This is a genomic window from Sedimentibacter sp. MB31-C6, assembly GCF_035934735.1.
Taxonomy (GTDB): domain Bacteria; phylum Bacillota; class Clostridia; order Tissierellales; family Sedimentibacteraceae; genus Sedimentibacter.
The window spans coordinates 1,315,804-1,335,262 of the sequence record NZ_CP142396.1 but is presented as its reverse complement, the minus strand read 5'-3'; the positions used below and the strand labels follow the sequence as shown (position 1 = coordinate 1,335,262).

At 29.1% G+C, this 19,459-nt stretch carries 15 protein-coding genes; 9 read left to right on the top strand and 6 right to left on the bottom strand.

Features of this window, described 5'->3' with window-relative positions:
* Positions 1-101: 101 nt before the first annotated feature.
* From U8307_RS06340 to U8307_RS06325, 4 genes are read left to right on the top strand one after another with little or no spacing between them, the layout of a single operon-like run.
* The gene (locus tag U8307_RS06340) at positions 102-1,121 is read left to right on the top strand and encodes a hypothetical protein (RefSeq protein ID WP_326911193.1); all 1,020 of its coding nucleotides are present in this window, start codon (positions 102-104) and stop codon (positions 1,119-1,121) included.
* Between the two features lie 17 nt (positions 1,122-1,138).
* Positions 1,139-2,068, top strand: coding sequence for an ABC transporter ATP-binding protein (locus U8307_RS06335; protein WP_326911562.1), 930 nt, complete (start codon positions 1,139-1,141; stop codon positions 2,066-2,068).
* Between the two features lie 11 nt (positions 2,069-2,079).
* A complete protein-coding gene (locus tag U8307_RS06330) occupies positions 2,080-3,441 on the top strand; it encodes an ABC transporter permease (RefSeq protein WP_326911191.1) in 1,362 nt (453 codons plus the stop codon).
* Positions 3,404-4,585 (top strand): ABC transporter permease, encoded by a 1,182-nt coding sequence (locus U8307_RS06325; protein WP_326911189.1) that lies wholly within the window; start codon positions 3,404-3,406, stop codon positions 4,583-4,585. The genes U8307_RS06330 and U8307_RS06325 overlap by 38 nt, the downstream gene beginning before the upstream one ends.
* A 53-nt stretch (positions 4,586-4,638) precedes the next feature.
* On the opposite strand, the gene U8307_RS06320 is transcribed toward U8307_RS06325, so the two are convergent.
* Together U8307_RS06320 and U8307_RS06315 are read right to left on the bottom strand one after the other, a co-directional pair.
* Positions 4,639-5,889, bottom strand: coding sequence for a competence/damage-inducible protein A (locus U8307_RS06320; protein ID WP_326911187.1), 1,251 nt, complete (start codon positions 5,887-5,889; stop codon positions 4,639-4,641).
* A 32-nt stretch (positions 5,890-5,921) separates the two neighbouring features.
* The gene (locus U8307_RS06315) at positions 5,922-6,938 is read right to left on the bottom strand and encodes a M14 family zinc carboxypeptidase (RefSeq protein ID WP_326911185.1); all 1,017 of its coding nucleotides are present in this window, start codon (positions 6,936-6,938) and stop codon (positions 5,922-5,924) included.
* Between the two features lie 295 nt (positions 6,939-7,233).
* Here U8307_RS06315 and U8307_RS06310 point away from each other — a divergent pair, with 295 nt between their 5' ends.
* The 5 genes from U8307_RS06310 to U8307_RS06290 all read left to right on the top strand — a co-directional run bounded on the left by U8307_RS06310 (position 7,234) and on the right by U8307_RS06290 (position 13,974).
* Positions 7,234-7,791: a hypothetical protein gene (locus U8307_RS06310; RefSeq protein WP_326911183.1), complete on the top strand. Its 558-nt coding sequence runs from the start codon at positions 7,234-7,236 to the stop codon at positions 7,789-7,791.
* Positions 7,792-8,258: 467 nt separating this feature from the next.
* Positions 8,259-10,691 carry an S-layer homology domain-containing protein gene (locus tag U8307_RS06305; RefSeq protein WP_326911181.1) on the top strand — a complete coding sequence of 811 codons (2,433 nt, stop codon included), beginning with the start codon at positions 8,259-8,261 and terminating at the stop codon, positions 10,689-10,691.
* A 351-nt stretch (positions 10,692-11,042) separates the two neighbouring features.
* Positions 11,043-11,849 (top strand): REP-associated tyrosine transposase, encoded by an 807-nt coding sequence (locus tag U8307_RS06300; protein ID WP_326911179.1) that lies wholly within the window; start codon positions 11,043-11,045, stop codon positions 11,847-11,849.
* A 69-nt stretch (positions 11,850-11,918) separates the two neighbouring features.
* On the top strand, positions 11,919-12,701 hold the full coding sequence (locus tag U8307_RS06295; RefSeq protein ID WP_326911177.1) for an REP-associated tyrosine transposase: 783 nt from the start codon (positions 11,919-11,921) through the stop codon (positions 12,699-12,701).
* Between the two features lie 196 nt (positions 12,702-12,897).
* Entirely contained in the window at positions 12,898-13,974 is a 1,077-nt protein-coding gene (locus U8307_RS06290; protein ID WP_326911175.1) for a Fic family protein, read from the top strand.
* A gap of 224 nt (positions 13,975-14,198) precedes the next feature.
* On the opposite strand, the gene U8307_RS06285 is transcribed toward U8307_RS06290, so the two are convergent.
* The 4 genes from U8307_RS06285 to hpf all read right to left on the bottom strand — a co-directional run bounded on the left by U8307_RS06285 (position 14,199) and on the right by hpf (position 19,257).
* Entirely contained in the window at positions 14,199-15,131 is a 933-nt protein-coding gene (locus tag U8307_RS06285; protein WP_326911173.1) for a nitronate monooxygenase, read from the bottom strand.
* Positions 15,132-15,194: 63 nt separating this feature from the next.
* Positions 15,195-16,676: a 2-thiouracil desulfurase family protein gene (locus U8307_RS06280; protein ID WP_326911171.1), complete on the bottom strand. Its 1,482-nt coding sequence runs from the start codon at positions 16,674-16,676 to the stop codon at positions 15,195-15,197.
* A gap of 119 nt (positions 16,677-16,795) precedes the next feature.
* Positions 16,796-17,935 carry an HD-GYP domain-containing protein gene (locus U8307_RS06275; RefSeq protein ID WP_326911169.1) on the bottom strand — a complete coding sequence of 380 codons (1,140 nt, stop codon included), beginning with the start codon at positions 17,933-17,935 and terminating at the stop codon, positions 16,796-16,798.
* 791 nt (positions 17,936-18,726) lie between these two features.
* The gene (gene hpf / locus U8307_RS06270; RefSeq protein ID WP_326911167.1) at positions 18,727-19,257 is read right to left on the bottom strand and encodes a ribosome hibernation-promoting factor, HPF/YfiA family; all 531 of its coding nucleotides are present in this window, start codon (positions 19,255-19,257) and stop codon (positions 18,727-18,729) included.
* Positions 19,258-19,459: the final 202 nt, after the last annotated feature.

Genomic DNA, 19,459 nt, shown 5'->3' with positions numbered 1-19,459 from the left:
AAAAAGTCATGCTTTTTTAAAAAAACAAGTGATTTAAGATACTAGATATATAAATTGAAATTTAATAAAATGATACTATAAGAATAAGTGGAGGTATCAACATGAAAAAATTATATATATTAATTCTTTCACTGCTCCTTACATTATCATTTGTAGGGTGCAATACAGATAGTTTAAGTGAATATAAAAAGGCAGTAGAAAAAACGGAAGAAGTAACTAAAGGTCAATCTTCAGGTGAATTTAATGTTTTAATGGAATTCAATACTCATGGAATGTCGTCTGAAGAAATAAGAAAGTTAAATTATTTTAAAGAAACAAAAGGAAGTTTTAACATTAGCTTTGATGATGAAGCTGAAAAGGCAATATTTAAGTATTATCTTAATTTTGGTGGTTTAGGTTTTGACTTTGATATGTATATAAATGGTGATGAAATATTTATGAAGCTTCCAATCTTGGGAAAGTACATGAATATTAATGAAGTGCAAAATTCAACTAATTCAGAACAGGATATTGATGTTGAACAAGAATTAATTTCAAGTGAATCAATAGAAAATATTACTGAAAAATGGCTAGGTCTAATGAAAAAAGATGATGTTTTTAAAGGAAAAGATATTATTATTACAACTCCTGATGGAGAGGTAAAAACAAAAGAATATAACATTAAACTTAATGATGAACAAATAAAGACATTGGTTGTAGATGTATTAGATATACTTTCAAAAGATATTAAATTAAAACAGTTCTATGAAGAAAGTATTAAAAATAATGCTGAAGTTTTAGATGAAAAAACATATGAAGAGATTTTTAGCAGTATAAAAGAAAACATTAATAAATTTAAGGTTGATAGCTTTAACTATACAGCATTTGTAGATATTGACGGTTATATAATTAATGAAATATTTGAAATGAACTTAAGTGTTGTGAATCCGGAAAATGAAGGTCTTGTTTCTGCTGATTATAAACTTGAATTAAATAATTGGGATTTAAATAAAGAACAAAATTTCAACTTCCCAATTTTCAATGATGACAATACATTAAATATAAATGATATGGAAGACATGGATGATATGGAAAGCAACATGCCATTTATTATAGAAGACATGTTCAAAAATAATAATTAGATGGAGAATAAAGAATGTTGTTAAAAGTAGAGAATCTTTATAAAAGTTTTGATAAAGTAAAAGCTGTAGAAGGTATAAATTTTGAGGTAAAAAGGGGAGAAGTATTTGGACTTTTAGGTCCAAATGGTGCAGGTAAGTCTACTACAATATCTATTATATCAACTTTATTACAGCCAACAAGTGGTGATATACTTTTTGAAGGCAAGAGTATTATTAAGGAACCAAATTTAATAAGGCAAAAGTTAGGTGTAGTACCGCAGGATATTGCTCTTTATCCAACTCTTACTGGTTATGAAAATTTATCCTTTTGGGGGAGTATTTATGGACTTAAGGGAGGAGCTCTTAAAAAAAGGATAAATGAAGTATCAGACATTATAGGGCTAAACGGACGACTAAAGGACAGAGTTGACAAATATTCAGGTGGAATGAAAAGAAGATTAAATATTGGAGCTGCACTTTTGCATATGCCTGAAATTTTAATAATGGATGAACCAACTGTAGGTATAGATCCTCAATCAAGAAATCATATATTAGATACTGTATTAGAACTTAACAAACAAGGAATAACAATAATATATACAAGTCATTATATGGAAGAAGTCGAGTATTTGTGTAATGAAATTTGTATTATGGATGAGGGGGAAGTTATAGCCTCAGGAAGTCAGCGGGAATTAATAGAACTTGTAAAAGAAAAAACACAAATAAATATTAAGCTAGACAGAATGGATTTAGATATTTTAAATAGTTTGAAAGAAATTAATGGCGTATATGATGCTAAAATTAAAGATGAGAATATTTCTTTATTTGGTGAAAATGCAGATATATTACTAGCAGAGATTATTGCAAAAGTAACTGAACTTGGAAGACGTATAGAATCAATAGATGTTAAAAAGCCAAATCTTGAAGCTGTATTTCTACATTTGACTGGAAAAGCTTTAAGGGATTAGGGAGTATGAATATGAAGATAATAAGTGTTATTATTAAAGATTTAAAAATTATACTCAGTGATAAAAAAGCTCTTGCTATAATAATCCTAATGCCTATGATTTTAACCACTATATTAAGTTTTGCTTTGAAAGGATCATTTATGAGTAGTGATGAATTTAATATAGAGGCAGTTAATATTGCTGTTGTAAAGCTTTATGATGAAAATGAAGACTCGCAAATGTTTGATAATATTTTAAATAGTAGTTTTTTTTCTTATGAAAATTTACCAACAGATGATGAATTTAATCCAGAAACTATATTTTTTGAAGACTTTTTAAATAGTAAAGAAGTAAAAAAAATAATAACATACAGCATAGAAAAGGAAAGCGAAGCTTTGAAGCTGTTAGATAATGGGGAAGTATCTGCAGTAGTTCTTCTTCCAAATAAATTTATTTATGATATGAATATCAATTTTCTTACACCTTTTAGAAATAAAGTTGATATTAAAATTTTAACACATCCAGATAGAAGTATTAATGGTCAAATTGTTAAGTCAGTTTTTGAGTCATATTCTAATGCAATGTCTTCATCAATTATTGGCAAAAATATACTTATTGAAACTGCATTATCTAATGACATTGGCAATGAAAGTTTTGATAATATAAGTGACATTATGGAAGATATGAATAATGTAATGAAGTCAATTAACATTAATATTGATAATGTTGTGGTTGAAGGTAGAAAACATATTACCAGTGCAGAATATTATGCTGTTGCAATGATGACTATGTTTATATTGTTTGCAGCCGGTCAAGGTGGTAGGATGCTTTTAGAGGAAAAGGATAATCAAACTTATCAAAGAATGATTATAGCCGGTACTTCTAAGTTAGGTTTATTATCAGGCAAGTTAATTACTATATTTCTAATTGCTATTTTTCAAATAACAGTTATGATTACATTCTCTCATTTTGCATTAAAAGTTCAGTGGGGAGAATCAAGTGCTATTATGTTGATTAGTTTATCAGCAGCATTTGCTGTAGCAGGCTTAGGCTCATTTATTGGAGCAGCAACATATAAAGCAGGAAATTATAAGATGGCAAATATATTTGAAAATATAATTATACAAGGAATGGCATTATTAGGCGGCAGTTTTTTCCCAATAGATGTAATGCCTGAATTTATGCAAAAATTTAGTTTTTTATCTCTTAATGGTATAGCATTAAAGGCATATCTTAAGGTAGTAACAGGATATGGAATTTCTGATGTAATAAATTATATTTTTGTGTTAGTTATTACGGGAATATTATTTTCAACATTAGCAGTGTTAGTACTTAGAGAGAAAGGAGGAAATACAGATGCTCAGTATAATAAAATTGAGAATATTAAGGCTTAAAGATGACTATTTAGTGTTTGTGTTTATGACTGCAATGGCAATTGGATTAACTGCAATATTTGGTATTTCCTTTAATACGTACAGACCTACGGTGTTAGTAGTTGATGAAGATAAAAGTACTTATTCAGAATATTTTATTAATGAACTTAAGGAAAACAATGCTTTCAATTTAATTGATTCTGATATAAATAATGCTGTAATAGAAGTCGAAGAAGGTAGTGCAACTGTTGCATTAATAATAAACGAAGGATTCCAAAGTGATATTGAAAATAGTAGTGATATAAATTTAGGTTTAGTAAAAATCAAAGATGATACAGTAATTGTTACACTTAAAGAAATTGTATCCAGTATAACTATGAAAATGTCAGGAAGCGTAAAAATAGCAGATGTAACATCTGAATTTATATATTCAGTAAAACCTGAGATGAATAAGGAATCCATTAAATTATCAACATACGAAAATGTTATGGATGCATGGAAATATAAAAATCCTATGTCGGTAACAACAACAATTGCATTAACTGGTATAGATACAGGTTACGATGGTTTGATACATTCTATGATAGGATTTACAATATTCTTTTCTATGTATACAATGGTTTTTGCAATAGGCACTATATTATACGATAAGCAATATAAAACTTGGGAAAGGATGGTCATATCACCTGTTTCTAAGTTTTCCATATTTGGTGGAAGTATGATTGTAGCATACTTAACAGGTGCAGTTCAAATAGGTGTACTAATATTTTGTGGAAAATATTTGTTAAAAATAGATTGGGGCAATAGTTTGTCAGGTGTTATCATGGTATCAGCAGCATTTGTATTTGCTGTAACATCATTAGGATTGATGATGTCTGGAGTTATTAAGACCCAAGCACAGTTAGGTTCAATAGCTCCAATTGTACTCACAAGTACAGCAATGATTGGAGGCTGTATGTGGCCATTAGAAATAGTTAATAATAAAGTATTACTATTTTTAGCAGAGTTAACTCCACAAAAATGGGCAATACAAGGAATAGAGAATATTGCAAGTAAGGGTATGGGTTTCGAAGCAGCAATACTTCCAACCATAGTTCTATTAATTATGGGAGCAATTTACTTTACAATAGGAGTAAAATCTCTCAGTATTTCTAATTCAAAATAACATAGTCGAGGGGGTTATTCTGAACCCCTCCGACTATGTCATTCCTTTTTATCTTACTTTTCAACAGCGCTTCTAATCATATCCAAAACTGTATTTGATGCTCTTTCTCTTATTGTATCACGAGCTCCAGTTGATTGAATTTCTTTAAGATTGAATTTTCCATTATAATAAACACAAACATAAAATAGTCCTACAGGTTTTTCCACAGTTCCACCATCTGGACCAGCTATGCCAGTAGTTGAAACTCCAATATCAGTCCCTGCAACTTGAGCAGCGCCTATTGCCATTTCCTTTGCAGTTTCCTCACTAACAGCTCCATATTTATCTAAAGTATTTCTTTTTACATTAAGAGTATTCATTTTAGCTTCATTGCTGTAAGTAATAAATCCTTCCTTAAATACCTTAGATATACCGGGATAACTTATTAATTTAGAAGAAACCATTCCACCAGTACAAGATTCAGCTATCGCTATAGTCAGGTTGTTTTCAATTAATAGTTCTGCTGCATTATCTTCTACTTTACCAGTTTTAGAGATATATGCATTATTTTTTCCGAAACGTTTAATTAATTCATTTTTAACAGGCTCTATCAGTTCAATACATTTTTCCTTACTTTCGGCTTTAGCAGTAACTCTAAAAATTACTTTTCCAGCACTGGCATAGGGTGCAATAGTAGGATTAGTCTGATTATCTATAATATCCATTACCATTTCTTCAGCACCTGATTCACCAATATTAACAACGATTACTTTTTCCCCATATACCACTTCATTAGAGAATTGCTTTAAATAAGGAATAACTTCATTATCCATTAATGGCTCCATTTCTTTAGGAGGTCCAGGTAAAAGTATACCAATTTTATATTCTCCTTTATCATCCTTATCTCTTAATATACAGGCATTTGCAGTACCATTAAGATTATTTAATATAATAGAACCTTTAGGAAAATATGTTTGTCTCATATTGTTTTTAGGAAAGTCTTTTCTAAAACGAGCATACATTTTTTTAACATGTTCAAAGCTATTTTCATCATAAACCATTTCAACATTAAAATATTCAGCTAATATATTTTTAGTTATATCATCTTTAGTAGGTCCTAAACCACCTGTGCAAATAACTATATCCGACCTAGAAAATGCAATACCAAAGGCATTTTTAATTCTTTCAGGATTGTCGCCAACAACCGATTGATAATGTACATCAATACCTATTTCAGCTAACTTTTTAGAAATATATTGAGCATTTGTGTTTACTATATCACCATGCAAAAGCTCAGTACCTACACATAAAATTTCACCATTCATTTCAATTCCTCCAAAATTCATATTTACTAATTTCACTCTGTTAATGCGGCATACTTCTCAACATCACTATAAATCTCATTATACACTTCTTTTGCCTTTTCAGCAAAAAACAACCCTGTTGACTTTGCATATTGCCACACCAATTCATCAAACATACTGTCAGGATGTTGCTTGCCACCTTCAACAAAAGGCGATAACTCAATACAAAATGCAGGTCTTTTCATTTTTGCTCTAAACCAATTTTCAAAACCACATCCATATATCTTTGGATTAGTACTTATTTTAGTTTTTCTGTATATATATTTTTCATTTAATTCATTCATTATTTTTTCATCTAATCCATTAAACATATTATGAGTTCCACTATCAGCCCAAAATGTACAATTACCAGAACAATGATAACTCACCATCAATGAAAAATTATGATTATTGCAAAAACTGACTAATGCTTTAGTTTCAGGCTCACTATTAGGAGTATAACCTTTAAATCTATCAGAACAAGGCACATCAGTACCTGGTACACATGTTCGAATATCCCAATTGCCATCGTCAAAATTTTTATTTAAATCTACTCCATTAGCATTTGCCTTCCAATATGTATGATTTTCACCCCATATTTTCATATCCTTTAGCTGTGGATAATTTAGAGAAGATTCCAACCCATTGTGGATAATATTTAATCCATCAGGATTAGAAACAGGGACAAAATATATATCAACATCATTCACTATTTTTCTAATATAATAACTTTCAAATTGTTTTTCTTCATTATAATAATAAGAGTAATAATCAATCATCTTCATACAAAGCATTACAGAAAAATCCTCCCTAGCATGAATTCCACCTGTCAATAAAACAGAAGGCTTTTTCATATGATTGGAATTTCCATCTGACGACATTCTAACTGCAACAATATCCCTACCTTCAACAGATTTTCCTATAATCTCTTTACTCAAAAATTCACTATATTTATTACAAAGTATATCAATATCTTTATAAATATCATTTAAAAAATAAGTATTCGATGTATCAACTACAAAGTTACTCAAAAAACCACCTCATCATTTGTTATATAAAACTATTATAATATAAAAACTATTGATTATACAAACAATTAAAAAATTTGTTTACAACATCACGCATTGCACACGCACATACCACAATTTCCAAAAAACACGACATTACTGTAGGGGACGCATTGCATGCGTCCCGCAATTCTCCACAAAACACGCATCACATGCGCCCCGAGCCTTTTACATAAATAAATCAACCAAAATTACAAACCATTCTATTGCTAACCAAACTATATAATGCTATAATTAATCAAAACAAAGGGGGTCGAATATGTTATTTACGAATCTTAATATCGAATCAAAAAAACTAAAAATAATGAGCTTAATTATAACATTAATAGGTATTATCTTTATACTAGCATCTAAATATATAGGAAGCTTTTCAATACGACTTGCAATGATATCAATATTGATTTTCTCATTAATGAATTTAAAAATGTCATACCAATATTCTACCACCAAGGAAAAAATAAACCAATCAATTATTATACTAGCCGCTTTCTTAGGTTTAATTAAACCTGAACTTATTATGTTAGTAATAGGTATTGGATTATTAATTTTAACTGTTCCGGTCAATTATGAAGCAATTAAAACTAAAGATTATTCAGATGTTTTAAAGTTGATTATTTCAGGTATAGGAACATTATTTGCTCTCTACTGTATAATAAACTCACAAGCAGCCCTCAATACAGTAATAATAATCCTAGGAATAGCCTTTATAATCCTAGGCTGTTTAACATTCTACGAAACATTAGACATAAAAAAAGATAAGAAACCACAAGATTCAGACAACACCTCAGAATTCGGCTTCACCCAAGAAGAACAATAACACATTCACATCCTTCTGCTTGCACACCAATCGTAGGGGACGCATTGCATGCGTACCGAAGCCTTCTGCTTGCACACCAATCGTAGGGGACGCATTGCATGCGTACCGGAAAGCCTTCTGCTTGCACACCAATTGTAGGGGACGCATTGCATGCGTACCGAACATCGCGTTTATTTCAACATAACTATTATCCAATTCCTATCATCACAATCATATTATGTCGATTTCTAGGGGTTCCCCCCATCACATGTAACATTACTGTAATATTAACATCAAAAACATATGCTATATTATATACATAACGATGTTGGCACACGCTGTGATTATTACAAGAATGTTACAGACTTGGCATATTCTTGACTGAATATTATCATGGTGTTATAATTACATAGTCATTGTGCTGACACAATGAAGGTATAGGTGGCCTAAAACACCCAAAAAACAAATATCACAGGAGGAAATAAAGAATGAAAAAAGTATTATCACTTGTCTTGGTATTATCAATGATTTTATCAAGCATGAGCTTTGCATTTGCAGGCACATCATTCGAAGACGTAGCTGATACTGATTATGCAGAAGCAATTGAAACATTAGTTGCTTTAGGTGTAGTTACAGGCTATGAAGATGGAACTTATAGACCAGAAAGAACTGTAACAAGAGCTGAAATGGCTAAGTTAATGGTAGAACTTCTTGGTTATGGAGATTTGGTAGCAGGTTCAAAGAGTAACTTTGCTGATACTCAAGGACACTGGGGAGATTCTTGGATAGGATTAGCTGCTGGAAGAGGAATAGCTATAGGCGATCCTAGTGGAAATTTCAGACCAGATGACACAGTAACATATGATGAAGTACTTACAATGTTGGTTAGAGGTTTAGGTTATACTGATGATTGTAATGAATTAAAAGGTATGACTTGGCCAACAAACTTCAAAGTTAAAGCTGCAGAACTTAATATCACTAAAAATGTTTCAATAAATTCAACAGGAGCTGATAGAGGCGGAGTTGCTCAAGCTATGTTTAATGCTTTGGATCAACAACTTGTTAAAGTTAATAGTGATGGAGATATAGTAAAAGAATTTACAACTAAAGGTACTCGTACAGATATTCCTGTAAATTTAATATCTAGAATTGCTATTCCTAATTATGCTTTTGAAGTTGGATTTGAACATATAAATCCTGAAGACAAAAACTATGCTGGAGATAAAGTAGATTTATCAGGATACTTATTCCAGACTGTTGAAGCATATTTCAACAAAAACAATGATGATGAAGTTGTTTATGTAGGAGATGTAGAAAGTTTAACTTACAAAGATACATTCGAGGATGAAACTTTTGATGATGGTGATTTAGAAACATTAGAAGTTGGCGATTATGTTTTTGATGTATCTAGTGCTTTAGTATCTTACAATAACGCTGAAGCAAAAATAGGCGATTTTGAACCAGGAGATTTAGAAGATGCTAAAATTACTGTTGTACTTGCAGCAGATGAAACAAGAATTAAAGATGATGCAGAAGCAGCAGGAATTATAGTTGAAAAAGCTTCAGCTTATGTTCAGATTGAAGAAGAGTACGAAGATGATGCAACTGAAATAGATGAAATCTATTTACCTGTTAAGGACAAAAAAGTTGATTCTAAGAACTTAATTATTAAAGGCGATGCTACAGAATTATCTGAAATTGAAGTAGATGATATTGTTGCAGCTTACGCACCTTTTGACAATGAAGATCCTACAATTGAAGATCCTGATAAATTGACACTTGTAGTTTCAAGAGATACTTTAGATGGTAAAGTAACTGGTACAGATGGTTCAGATTATCTTATAGACAGAGTTAAATATGAAGTTAATGATGCTTTAAATATGGATGATTTAGATATTGGAGATGAAGGAACATTCTTCTTAGATGACGACGGTAGAATAATAGAATTTGTTGGCGAATCAGATGGAAGTAAAACATATGCTATGGTATATGATGATATTATTCCTGGTGAATATAGAGTAACAAGTAGAGGAGTTCAAATAACAACAGCTCCAAGAGTAAAACTTTCTACAGCAGCAGATGAAAGAATAACTTATGATTTTGATATTGAGTTAGAAAAAAATGATGATGGTACTGTAGAAGTTGTTGATGAATTTGAAGGTCTATTTGATGTTACTGTACCAGTAGATGGAGAAGGTAAAATAAACTATAATGGTGCTGATGTTTATGAAGAATTAGTATCATATACTTTGAATAAAGATGCTGAAATTACTAAATTTGCTGCAGCTGGCAGACCTATAGATATGAAGACTAACCATGCATCTTTCGAATTAGCTTCAAATGTAGTTATATTTGATGCAAAAGGAAATGTAATTGATGAGGACGATCTTGGTTCTTCAGTTGAAGGTATGGCAGTATACAGAAATGGTAAAATAGTTGCTCTTCTTGCTACTAATATAGATGAAGATGTAATTCAATACTTTGCATATATCACAGATATTGATAAAGATTCAGATGATGACGGTGACGAAATCCAAAGACTTACAGCATATATCAAAGGTTCTAAAAATGAAAAACTATATACAAATGATGAAGATATAGTTAATAGTGGTACTGATAAATTATATGTACTTGATTTAAATGATAATGGAGAAGTTAAAGATGCTTCAACTGTTTCATTAAGCGCAACTGTTACAGCTTCAGCAATAGATGCAAAAGCTGGAAGATTAGTAATAGGTGGTTCAACTTATTACTTTGATGAAGGTGCAGCAACTATAATTAGATTTGATGAAGATGGCGATGTAGAAATAGTAAATAAATTAAGTGCTATTGAAGAAGAAGAAACTGAATTCAAATATGTAGTTAATGAAGATGAAGATGGTGATCCTACAAACATTATTGGCTATATAGTTATTCAATAATCTAGCTGATTATTAAGAATCAATAAAAGAAAGAGCTGTTTTACTTAGTAATAAACTAAGAGAGACAGCTCTTTTGATCTTTGTGATCTTTGGTGACGGCAGACTGCGTGGATTGGACTTTTTGGGGGACTTTTTGGGGACGGGGGACTTTTTGGGGACGGTTCTTTCTGATGGGGACTTTTTGGGGACGGTTCTTTCGGACTTTTTGGGGACGGTTCTCGGACTTTTTGGGGACGGTTCTTTCTGATTGACAAGCTTCCAACTCGGACTTTTTGGGGACGGTTCTTTCTGATTGACAAGCTTCCAACCATTTGGTAAAATATGACATATAAATAGTTGGGGGTAGAATAAATGCCAAGGCAAGCAAGAACTAAAAGCTGCACAGGAATATATCATATTATGATAAGGGGAATAAATAGAGAGCAGATATTTGAGAGAGATCTAGATAAAAGAAAGATAATAGAAATATTAAAAAACACTAAAGAAGAAATTGAATTTTCAATAATAGCATATTGTATAATGGATAATCATTTGCATTTGTTGATTAAGGCAGATGAAAATATACTGGAAATATTAATGAAGAAAATAAATATTAAATATGCGATATATTATAACAAAGTTAAAAGAAGATATGGACATGTATTTCAAGATAGATTTAGAAGTGAAGCAGTAGAAGATGATAAGTATATGCTTGGAGTAATAAGATACATACATAATAATCCTGTTAAAGCAAGAATTACAAAACATATATTAGATTATACGTGGAGTAGTGCAAAGGAATATGTTAACAAGCGCTCAGAGATAATATTAGATAAATATTTAGATGAAGTAATAAATATATTTGCAGATAATGATAAATTTATAGAATTTCATAAAATTGATGATAATGTTTTATATATAGATACGAAAGAAGAGGAATCTGAAAGCATACAAAATATTACAAATAATATAATAGAAAAGTTTATAGAACAAAATTGCATAGTAGATCAAAGTCAAATAACTAAAGACAAAAAAATAGAGTTAGCAGAGAAATTATTAAAATTAAATTTACTTACTTATAGGGAAATAGCAGTGTTATGTTTGGTTTTGTTTGGTTTTTGGGGACGGTTCTTTTTGATTGACAAGCATTCTTTGGTTTTTGGGGACGGTTCTTTTTGATTGACAAGCATTCTAATATTTGGTAATATATGACATATAGATAGTTGTGAATGGTTGGAGGTAAAATAAATGCCAAGGCAAGCAAGAACTAAAAGCAGTACAGGAATATATCATATAATGACAAGAGGAATAAATAGAGAGCAGATATTTAAGGGGGATTTAGATAAAAGAAAGATAATAGAAATATTAAAAAACACTAAAGAAGAAATTGAATTTTCAATAATAGCATATTGTGTAATGGATAATCATTTGCATTTATTGATTAAGGCAGATGAAAGTATTCTGGAAATATTAATGAAGAAAATAAATATTAAATATGCGATATATTACAATAAAGTTAAAAGAAGATATGGACATGTATTTCAAGATAGGTTTAGAAGTGAAGCAGTAGAAGATGATAAATATATGCTTGGCGTAATAAGATACATACATAACAATCCTGTTAAAGCAAGAATAACAAAACATATATTAGATTATACATGGAGTAGTGCAAAGGATTATATTAATAAAAGCTCAGAGATAATATTAGATAAATATTTAGATGAAGTAATAAATATATTTGCAGATAATGATAAGTTTATAGAATTTCATAAAATTTATGATGATATTTTATATATAGATACGAAAGAAGAGGAATCAGAAAACATACAAAATATAACAAACAATATAATAGAAAAGTTTATGGAACAAAATTATATAGTAGATCAAAGTCAAATAACTAAAGATCAAAAAATAGAGTTGGCTGAAAAATTATTAAAATTAAATTTACTTACTTATAGAGAAGTAGCAGAGTTATGTAATTTAAGTTATTATAATGTATTTGAAATCAGAAAAAAACTGAAAGAAAAGTAACATATTTAATCCAATGTTCAATCAGGAAGAACCGTCACCAAATAAATGCAAAAATCACCTAGCAATAATATAGGAAACAACTACCCATATTCTAAAAACATGAGTAAAAAAGTAAAAAAATTACTCATATTATATTGCAATAAGAAAGAATTACTTATATAATATATACATATTGGAATATAGGAGTGGAAAAATTATGAGTAATTTATTGCAAGACCTACCACCAAATGTTGAACTTGAAACAAAGCACGTATTAAAACAAGTGGCGAGGTCACATAGAGCTTTAGCTGAGCTTAAGGGCTTTGCGGATATGATACCTAATAAAAACATACTAATTAACGCCATAACAATCAATGAGGCTAAAGATAGTTCAGAAATAGAAAATATCATTACTACTCATGATGAATTATTTAAAGCAATGAGTGGAGAAAATTATAAGTCGCCTGCAGCAAAGGAAGTTGTTAATTATAGGACTGCTATTTGGCATGGGTATAAGCTAGTTAAAGAAAACGATTTTTTATCAACTAATATGATTATTGAGATACAAAGGCTCATTGAGTCCAATCAAGCTGGTATTAGAAAATTACCAGGTACAGTATTAAAAAATGAAGTTACTGGAGAAGTAGTTTATACTCCACCTAGCGGAGAACTGGAGATACTATCACTTTTATCTAATCTTGAACAGTATATAAACAATGATTATGATAATATTGATTCTCTTGTAAAGCTTGCTATAATCCATTATCAATTTGAATCTATACATCCATTCTATGATGGTAATGGTAGAACTGGAAGGATAGTTAATGTTTTATATTTAGTTTTAAAGGAACTTCTGGATAGTCCAATTTTATACTTGAGTAAATTTATTATTAGGAACAAATCTGCTTATTATAGACTACTTCAAGAGGTAACAGTTCAAGGTAAGTGGGAAGATTGGGTACTTTTTATACTTCAGGGCATTGAGGAAACAGCAAATGAAACTTTAATGTTAGTTAAAGAAATAAATGGATTATTAGAAAACACTGCTGAAAAAATTAAGAATGAACTTCCCAAAATATACTCAAGAGAATTAGTAGAGTTAATATTCTTTGAATTTTATACTAAGATTTCATACATTGAAGATGGACTAGATATTTCTAGAAAAACTGCAGCTAAATATTTATCTGATTTAGAAAAGGAAGGTTTTTTAGCTTCTCAAAAAATAGGAAGAGAAAGAATATATCTTAACAGAGAGTTATTTAGGATAGTTAAAGATGCTGGTGCTAAAAAGTAAAACATGCTAAGTCTATCGATAATTGAATAAAAGCTCAGCGGCAAAAACATTCAAGGCTTTAAAAAATTTAGAGACGATTTTTTCTGATTGAAAAACCTATAACTATTAGGTAACATATTATATGTAAATAGTTATAGGTTTCTTTAATTACTAAGGCAAGCAAGAACTAAAAGTAGTATAGGAATATATCATATAATGATAAGAGGAATAAATTACATAGTTCTTTAAATTTCTATATTATTAATTGCCTCTTTTGCTTCGGAGATCATGTTATTTATTATGTCTTTACAACTATCGATAGACTTAATAATTGATAGACTTTGGCCTGCTTGTACGTGGCCCCATTCGACATCACCTTCTAAAGGTGCTTTTTTACTTGAGCCAACGATTAAATTGTGTAATTTTTCATATTGTGCATGTTCTTTTTCTAATTCAAGGTATTTTTCAGTCATTTTATTTTTAAGTCCTCTGACAGAAGTTCCATGAAGATATCCGGTTATAACAGTATCTGTATCTCCGGCATTAATTATTGCATTTTTAGAATTAATATGAGCTGTACATTCTTTAGAAGCGTAAAATCTTGTACCTACTTGAATACCTGATGCTCCCATTACTAGTGCAGCTGCTAATCCTCTGCCATCTGCAAAGCCTCCTGCCGCAATAACAGGTATATTTATTTCAGGGATAACTTGTGTCATTAATGCCATAGTTGTTAAACTTCCTATATGTCCTCCTGCCTCCAAGCCTTCTATAATAATAGCATCTGCTCCTTTTTCTTCTACCCTTTTAGCTAATTTTAGGCTAGGTACAACTGGTATAGAAATAATCCCTGATTTTTTTAGCTTTTCGAAGTATGGAACAGGATTTCCTGCTCCTAAAGTAACAAAAGATACTTTTTCTTTACATATTAAATCTATTTTTTCTTCTTTATCTTTATCCATAAGTACTATATTTACTCCAAATGGTTTATCAGTTAATGATTTAGCTAAATCAATTTGTTCTTTGACCCATGATATATCACGTCCTCCTGTTGCAATAACTCCTGCACCACCTGAATTAGATACTGAAGCAGCTAAGTTTGCCTCAGACACCCAAGCCATGGCTCCTTGTATGATTGGGTATTTAATGTTTAAAAGTTCTGTCAATTTTGTATTCACGATATCCTCCATATTTTTAATATATATATATGATATCATATATTATATATTAAAACCAATTATTCAGTCATTATTATATTCCTCATCACTTATAACTTCTATCCCATTTTGACGTAGTAGTTTTGTAGTTAAACCTTCTCCAGAGATTAATGTTCTGCTGAATGTTCCATCGTATATATGATTACTTCCGCATGATGGACTTTTTTCTTTTAATATAGCTTTTTTAATACCATATTTTTTGGCTATTTCTAAAGCTTTTTTTGCACCGGAGATATAATATGAAGTTTTGTCATCTGAGGTAATGGTATATACTCTATTATTTTTGATTTCACATGGAAGTCGTGGTACAGGCATTCCTCCTAATACTTCTGGACAAACCATAATTGCTTTACCTTCGTCAACTAATTTCTTTATTTTTTCTGAAGTTATTTCTTTACCGTCATAGCGACATTTTACTCCACATAGGCAAGAACTTACAATATATTCAAAATCATGTCCCTTATCTGTTATTGTAATATTTTGATTATTCATTAAATCTAAAACCTCCCCAAAAGTATTATCTGAATTAATTATTTGAACTGTAGGTCTTAAAACGTTATCAGAATTAATATTAGTAGTAATAGCTGTTTTTCCATTACTTAGCTTTACATAATTACCTAAAGGATATACAATTATATTTTTTAAAAAAACACTTAATATATCATAATCAAAGTAATTACATTCGTTTATGTATTGAAATATTTCTATGGGATTCCACGATTTTCCACGATAACGATTAGTAGCTAATGCATTGTAAACATCGCATATAGATATTATTTTACCAAATAAATGAATTTCATTTCCCACAAGACCATAAGGATATCCTGTTCCATTTATTTTCTCATGGTGACAGGCGATACCCATTAAAATATCATTAGATACAAAGGGTTTTAGTTTATTAACAGCTTTTAATGGATGCTCTCTTATAATTAAAGATTCCTTATGTGTTAATTTTTCAGGCTTATTGAGTATTTCTAAAGGTATTAGCATCATTCCTATATCATGTAGTAATGCAGAGATACCTAATTCATGAAGTGTTTTGTAGTTTAATCCAAGAGTGTTACCAATAGATATGCTTAATATTCCTACATTAATACAATGTTGAAAAATATAATCATCATAATTATTGTATTCTAAGGTTCGATATGCTAAATGCTTGTTATTTACAATTTCAATAATTAAATTATCTACTAAATATGATATATGTCTAATACATGTAGTATCTATTTTTTCTAAATTGTATTTAAATTTAAAAAAGATATCTCTAATTTCAGGAAGTAAATTTGCTTCAAGTTCTTCTTTCCAGAGGTTTGCTGAATCAAGGTTATCTTGATTTTTAATATATGCACCTGAAATATTATGAAATATAATTTTGTTAATATATGTAATATTTAATGTTTGTCCTTTTCTTAATAGCAACGTTTTAAAAGTTTCTCTATTATAAATGTAAATATCCATTGCTAAAATCATACCAGGTTTAAGATTCTCAGTAGAAATAAATAACATATAAAATACTCCTATATATTTATCAAATATACTTAATTTTAGCATAAAATGTGTTATTTTGCTATAATATATTAAAATGTTATAGAAGTAAAATTGCATGAGTTATATAACTCATGCAATTACTTTTTTATTTTTATATCGTATGTACTTTTTAAAATTTCTTTAAAACCGTCTTTATCGTAATCATATCCCATATTGACTATTGTTGTATTCATATAGTCCATATCGTATAGTAAGTCTATATCTTCTCCTACTGTTCCATCTGATTTAATAATACGTACAAGAGGTCTCATAATATTTTCAGGGTTGTTTTTAACGACTACAGCTAATTTATTATTACTTAATTCAACAAAGGTTCCAACAGGATATGCTACTATAACTTTTAAAAAGTTATTTAATATATTAAAATCAAAGTGTGAATCAGCGCAGCCCATTATATATTCGATAACTTCACTAGGGAAGCAAGATTTTCTATATGATCTATCTGAAGTTAATGCATCATATACATCGCAAACAGTTAATATCTTACCATACTGATGAATATTGCTGCTTTTTCTTCCATAGGGATACCCTGTACCGTCTAATTTTTCATGATGACTTTCAATACCTCTTAATATATCATTTGAAACAATACCATCTAACATATTAACAGCATTTTGGGGGTGAGTTTTCATTATTTCGAATTCTTCATCTGTAAGCTTACCTGGTTTATTAATTATTTCTAATGGTATAAGCATTTTACCGATGTCATGTAATATACCAGACATTCCGAGATCATGAAGTTTATGTTCACTTAACTTAAGGGATATACCAGTGGATATACTCAAGATAGCCACATTGAGACAGTGCTGATATGTATAATCATCATAATTCCTAAAATCAATTATATTATATGATAGATTTTCTTTATATATCAATTCAATAATTAAACTATCGACTATGGAGGATAGTTTTTTTATTGACGATATTCCAACTTTTCCTGTACTCATTTTAAATTCAAGATAAACATCTTTTATTTGTGATAATGATTTAGTCACTAAATTTTCATTAATATAAGAATCAACGTCTATGTCATAAAAAGCTTCGCCTTCAATATATGCACCTTCAATATTATTAAATTCTATTTTATTAATAAATTTATTGTTTAGAACTTGTCCTTTTGTTAGTAATAATTTACTATAATTATCATTAGTATACATTACAATATCTTTAGATAAAATCATACCCGGTTTTAGATGATTCTTGGTGATATATAACATTTAATTTACTCCTATATAATTTGTAAATACTAAGACATTATAGCATACTATTCGACATATATCTACAGATTTTTTACAATTTTACATAAATATTCAATTTTGGTTTTAATATGAATTAAATTATGCTTAAATAAATTTTATATTAGTTAAATGTATAAAAATGATATAAAAGAATATTAAATAAAGGCGATTTTTAATCATAAATATACAATATAGAATAGAATAATGACTATTTGTTATAATCATATTTTAGATATATTAAAAGACAAGTTAAATATTTTTTAATTTATTTAAGTTTGTTTAATAAACTATCAAAAATAGAAGTTTTGTTCTGTAGAATTTAAAGTTATCCACACCTGTTGATAAAATTGTTAACAACTTTGGAATTTGTAAAAACTAACATGTATTTTTGTCAAGTAAATTTTTAAAAATTCTACAAAAAATTGTTTGTTGAAATTTCAATGAATAATAAATACTACTTGTACACAAGTTATTAACAATTGTTTACAACTTATCAAAAAATTAAAATTGTATATAGAGTATAAATATTAGGTAAAATATAATATAAGGTATAAGACAATATTCGACATACATACAATTTTATATAGATTATAATATAATTATTCTAAAGATAAATTAGGGTGGTTTAAGAAATTAAATTTGGGGGAATTTTTGATTGATTTTGTATAATTTTTTTCATTAAAATGCAAAAGGCGTAATCTTCAACGATTCGCCTTTTTGCTATTTTCAATTTTTAATAATTTAGAGATTTTTTGTGTATGTATTATGTATTATAATTCTGGTTCTATTAGACCATAATTGTTGTCTTTTCTTTTATATACAACATTAACTTCTTCAGTATCTGCATTTAAGAATACAAAAAAGTTGTGTTTAAGCAAATTCATTTGCAATATTGCTTCTTCAATACCCATAGGCTTAATTGCAAATCTTTTAGTTTTTACTACTTTAAACTCTATATCATCATCATCTTCTAAAGGTTCTATATTTTCAAATTTTATTGATTGACTTGATTGTCTTTTATCTAGAAGTTTAGTTTTATGTTTTCTTATTTGTTGTTCTAATGATTCTACTGCATCATCTATCGCATTGTACATATCATCTGAAGATTCTTCAACACGTGCAATTCTTCCATTGAAAGGAATGGTTACTTCAACTTTTTGATCCTTATTCTCAATACTTAATACCACCTTGGCATCCACATCTTGTTGGAAAAATTTTTCAAGCCTCTTGATCTTCTTAATTGTAGCCTCTTTTAATGCGTCCGTCAGTTGCATGTTTTTACCATATATACTTACCTTCATGCAATCAGCTCCCTTCAAGTTTTTATATTATATATATTCTAATTTTACCCATAAAAGAAGTTTATAAACATTTATTTAACTTATTTTTAAAAAAATTAATTAAAATAATGGGATATTTTAGTATAAAATTATCGGAATGTTTTACATGCATATTAATCTAGATAAAATGATTGTACAAAAAAATATTGACATTTATGTTTAT

Excerpts from the sequence above, each read along its gene's own strand:
- U8307_RS06340 (WP_326911193.1), top strand. The coding sequence starts at position 102 with ATGAAAAAATTATATATATTAATTCTTTCACTGCTCCTTACATTATCA.
- U8307_RS06330 (WP_326911191.1), top strand. The coding sequence starts at position 2,080 with ATGAAGATAATAAGTGTTATTATTAAAGATTTAAAAATTATACTCAGT.
- U8307_RS06325 (WP_326911189.1), top strand. The coding sequence starts at position 3,404 with ATGCTCAGTATAATAAAATTGAGAATATTAAGGCTTAAAGATGACTAT.
- U8307_RS06320 (WP_326911187.1), bottom strand. The coding sequence starts at position 5,889 with ATGAATGGTGAAATTTTATGTGTAGGTACTGAGCTTTTGCATGGTGAT.
- U8307_RS06310 (WP_326911183.1), top strand. The coding sequence starts at position 7,234 with ATGTTATTTACGAATCTTAATATCGAATCAAAAAAACTAAAAATAATG.
- U8307_RS06305 (WP_326911181.1), top strand. The coding sequence starts at position 8,259 with ATGAAAAAAGTATTATCACTTGTCTTGGTATTATCAATGATTTTATCA.
- U8307_RS06300 (WP_326911179.1), top strand. The coding sequence starts at position 11,043 with ATGCCAAGGCAAGCAAGAACTAAAAGCTGCACAGGAATATATCATATT.
- U8307_RS06295 (WP_326911177.1), top strand. The coding sequence starts at position 11,919 with ATGCCAAGGCAAGCAAGAACTAAAAGCAGTACAGGAATATATCATATA.
- U8307_RS06290 (WP_326911175.1), top strand. The coding sequence starts at position 12,898 with ATGAGTAATTTATTGCAAGACCTACCACCAAATGTTGAACTTGAAACA.
- U8307_RS06280 (WP_326911171.1), bottom strand. The coding sequence starts at position 16,676 with ATGTTATTTATTTCTACTGAGAATCTTAAACCTGGTATGATTTTAGCA.
- U8307_RS06275 (WP_326911169.1), bottom strand. The coding sequence starts at position 17,935 with ATGTTATATATCACCAAGAATCATCTAAAACCGGGTATGATTTTATCT.
- hpf (WP_326911167.1), bottom strand. The coding sequence starts at position 19,257 with ATGAAGGTAAGTATATATGGTAAAAACATGCAACTGACGGACGCATTA.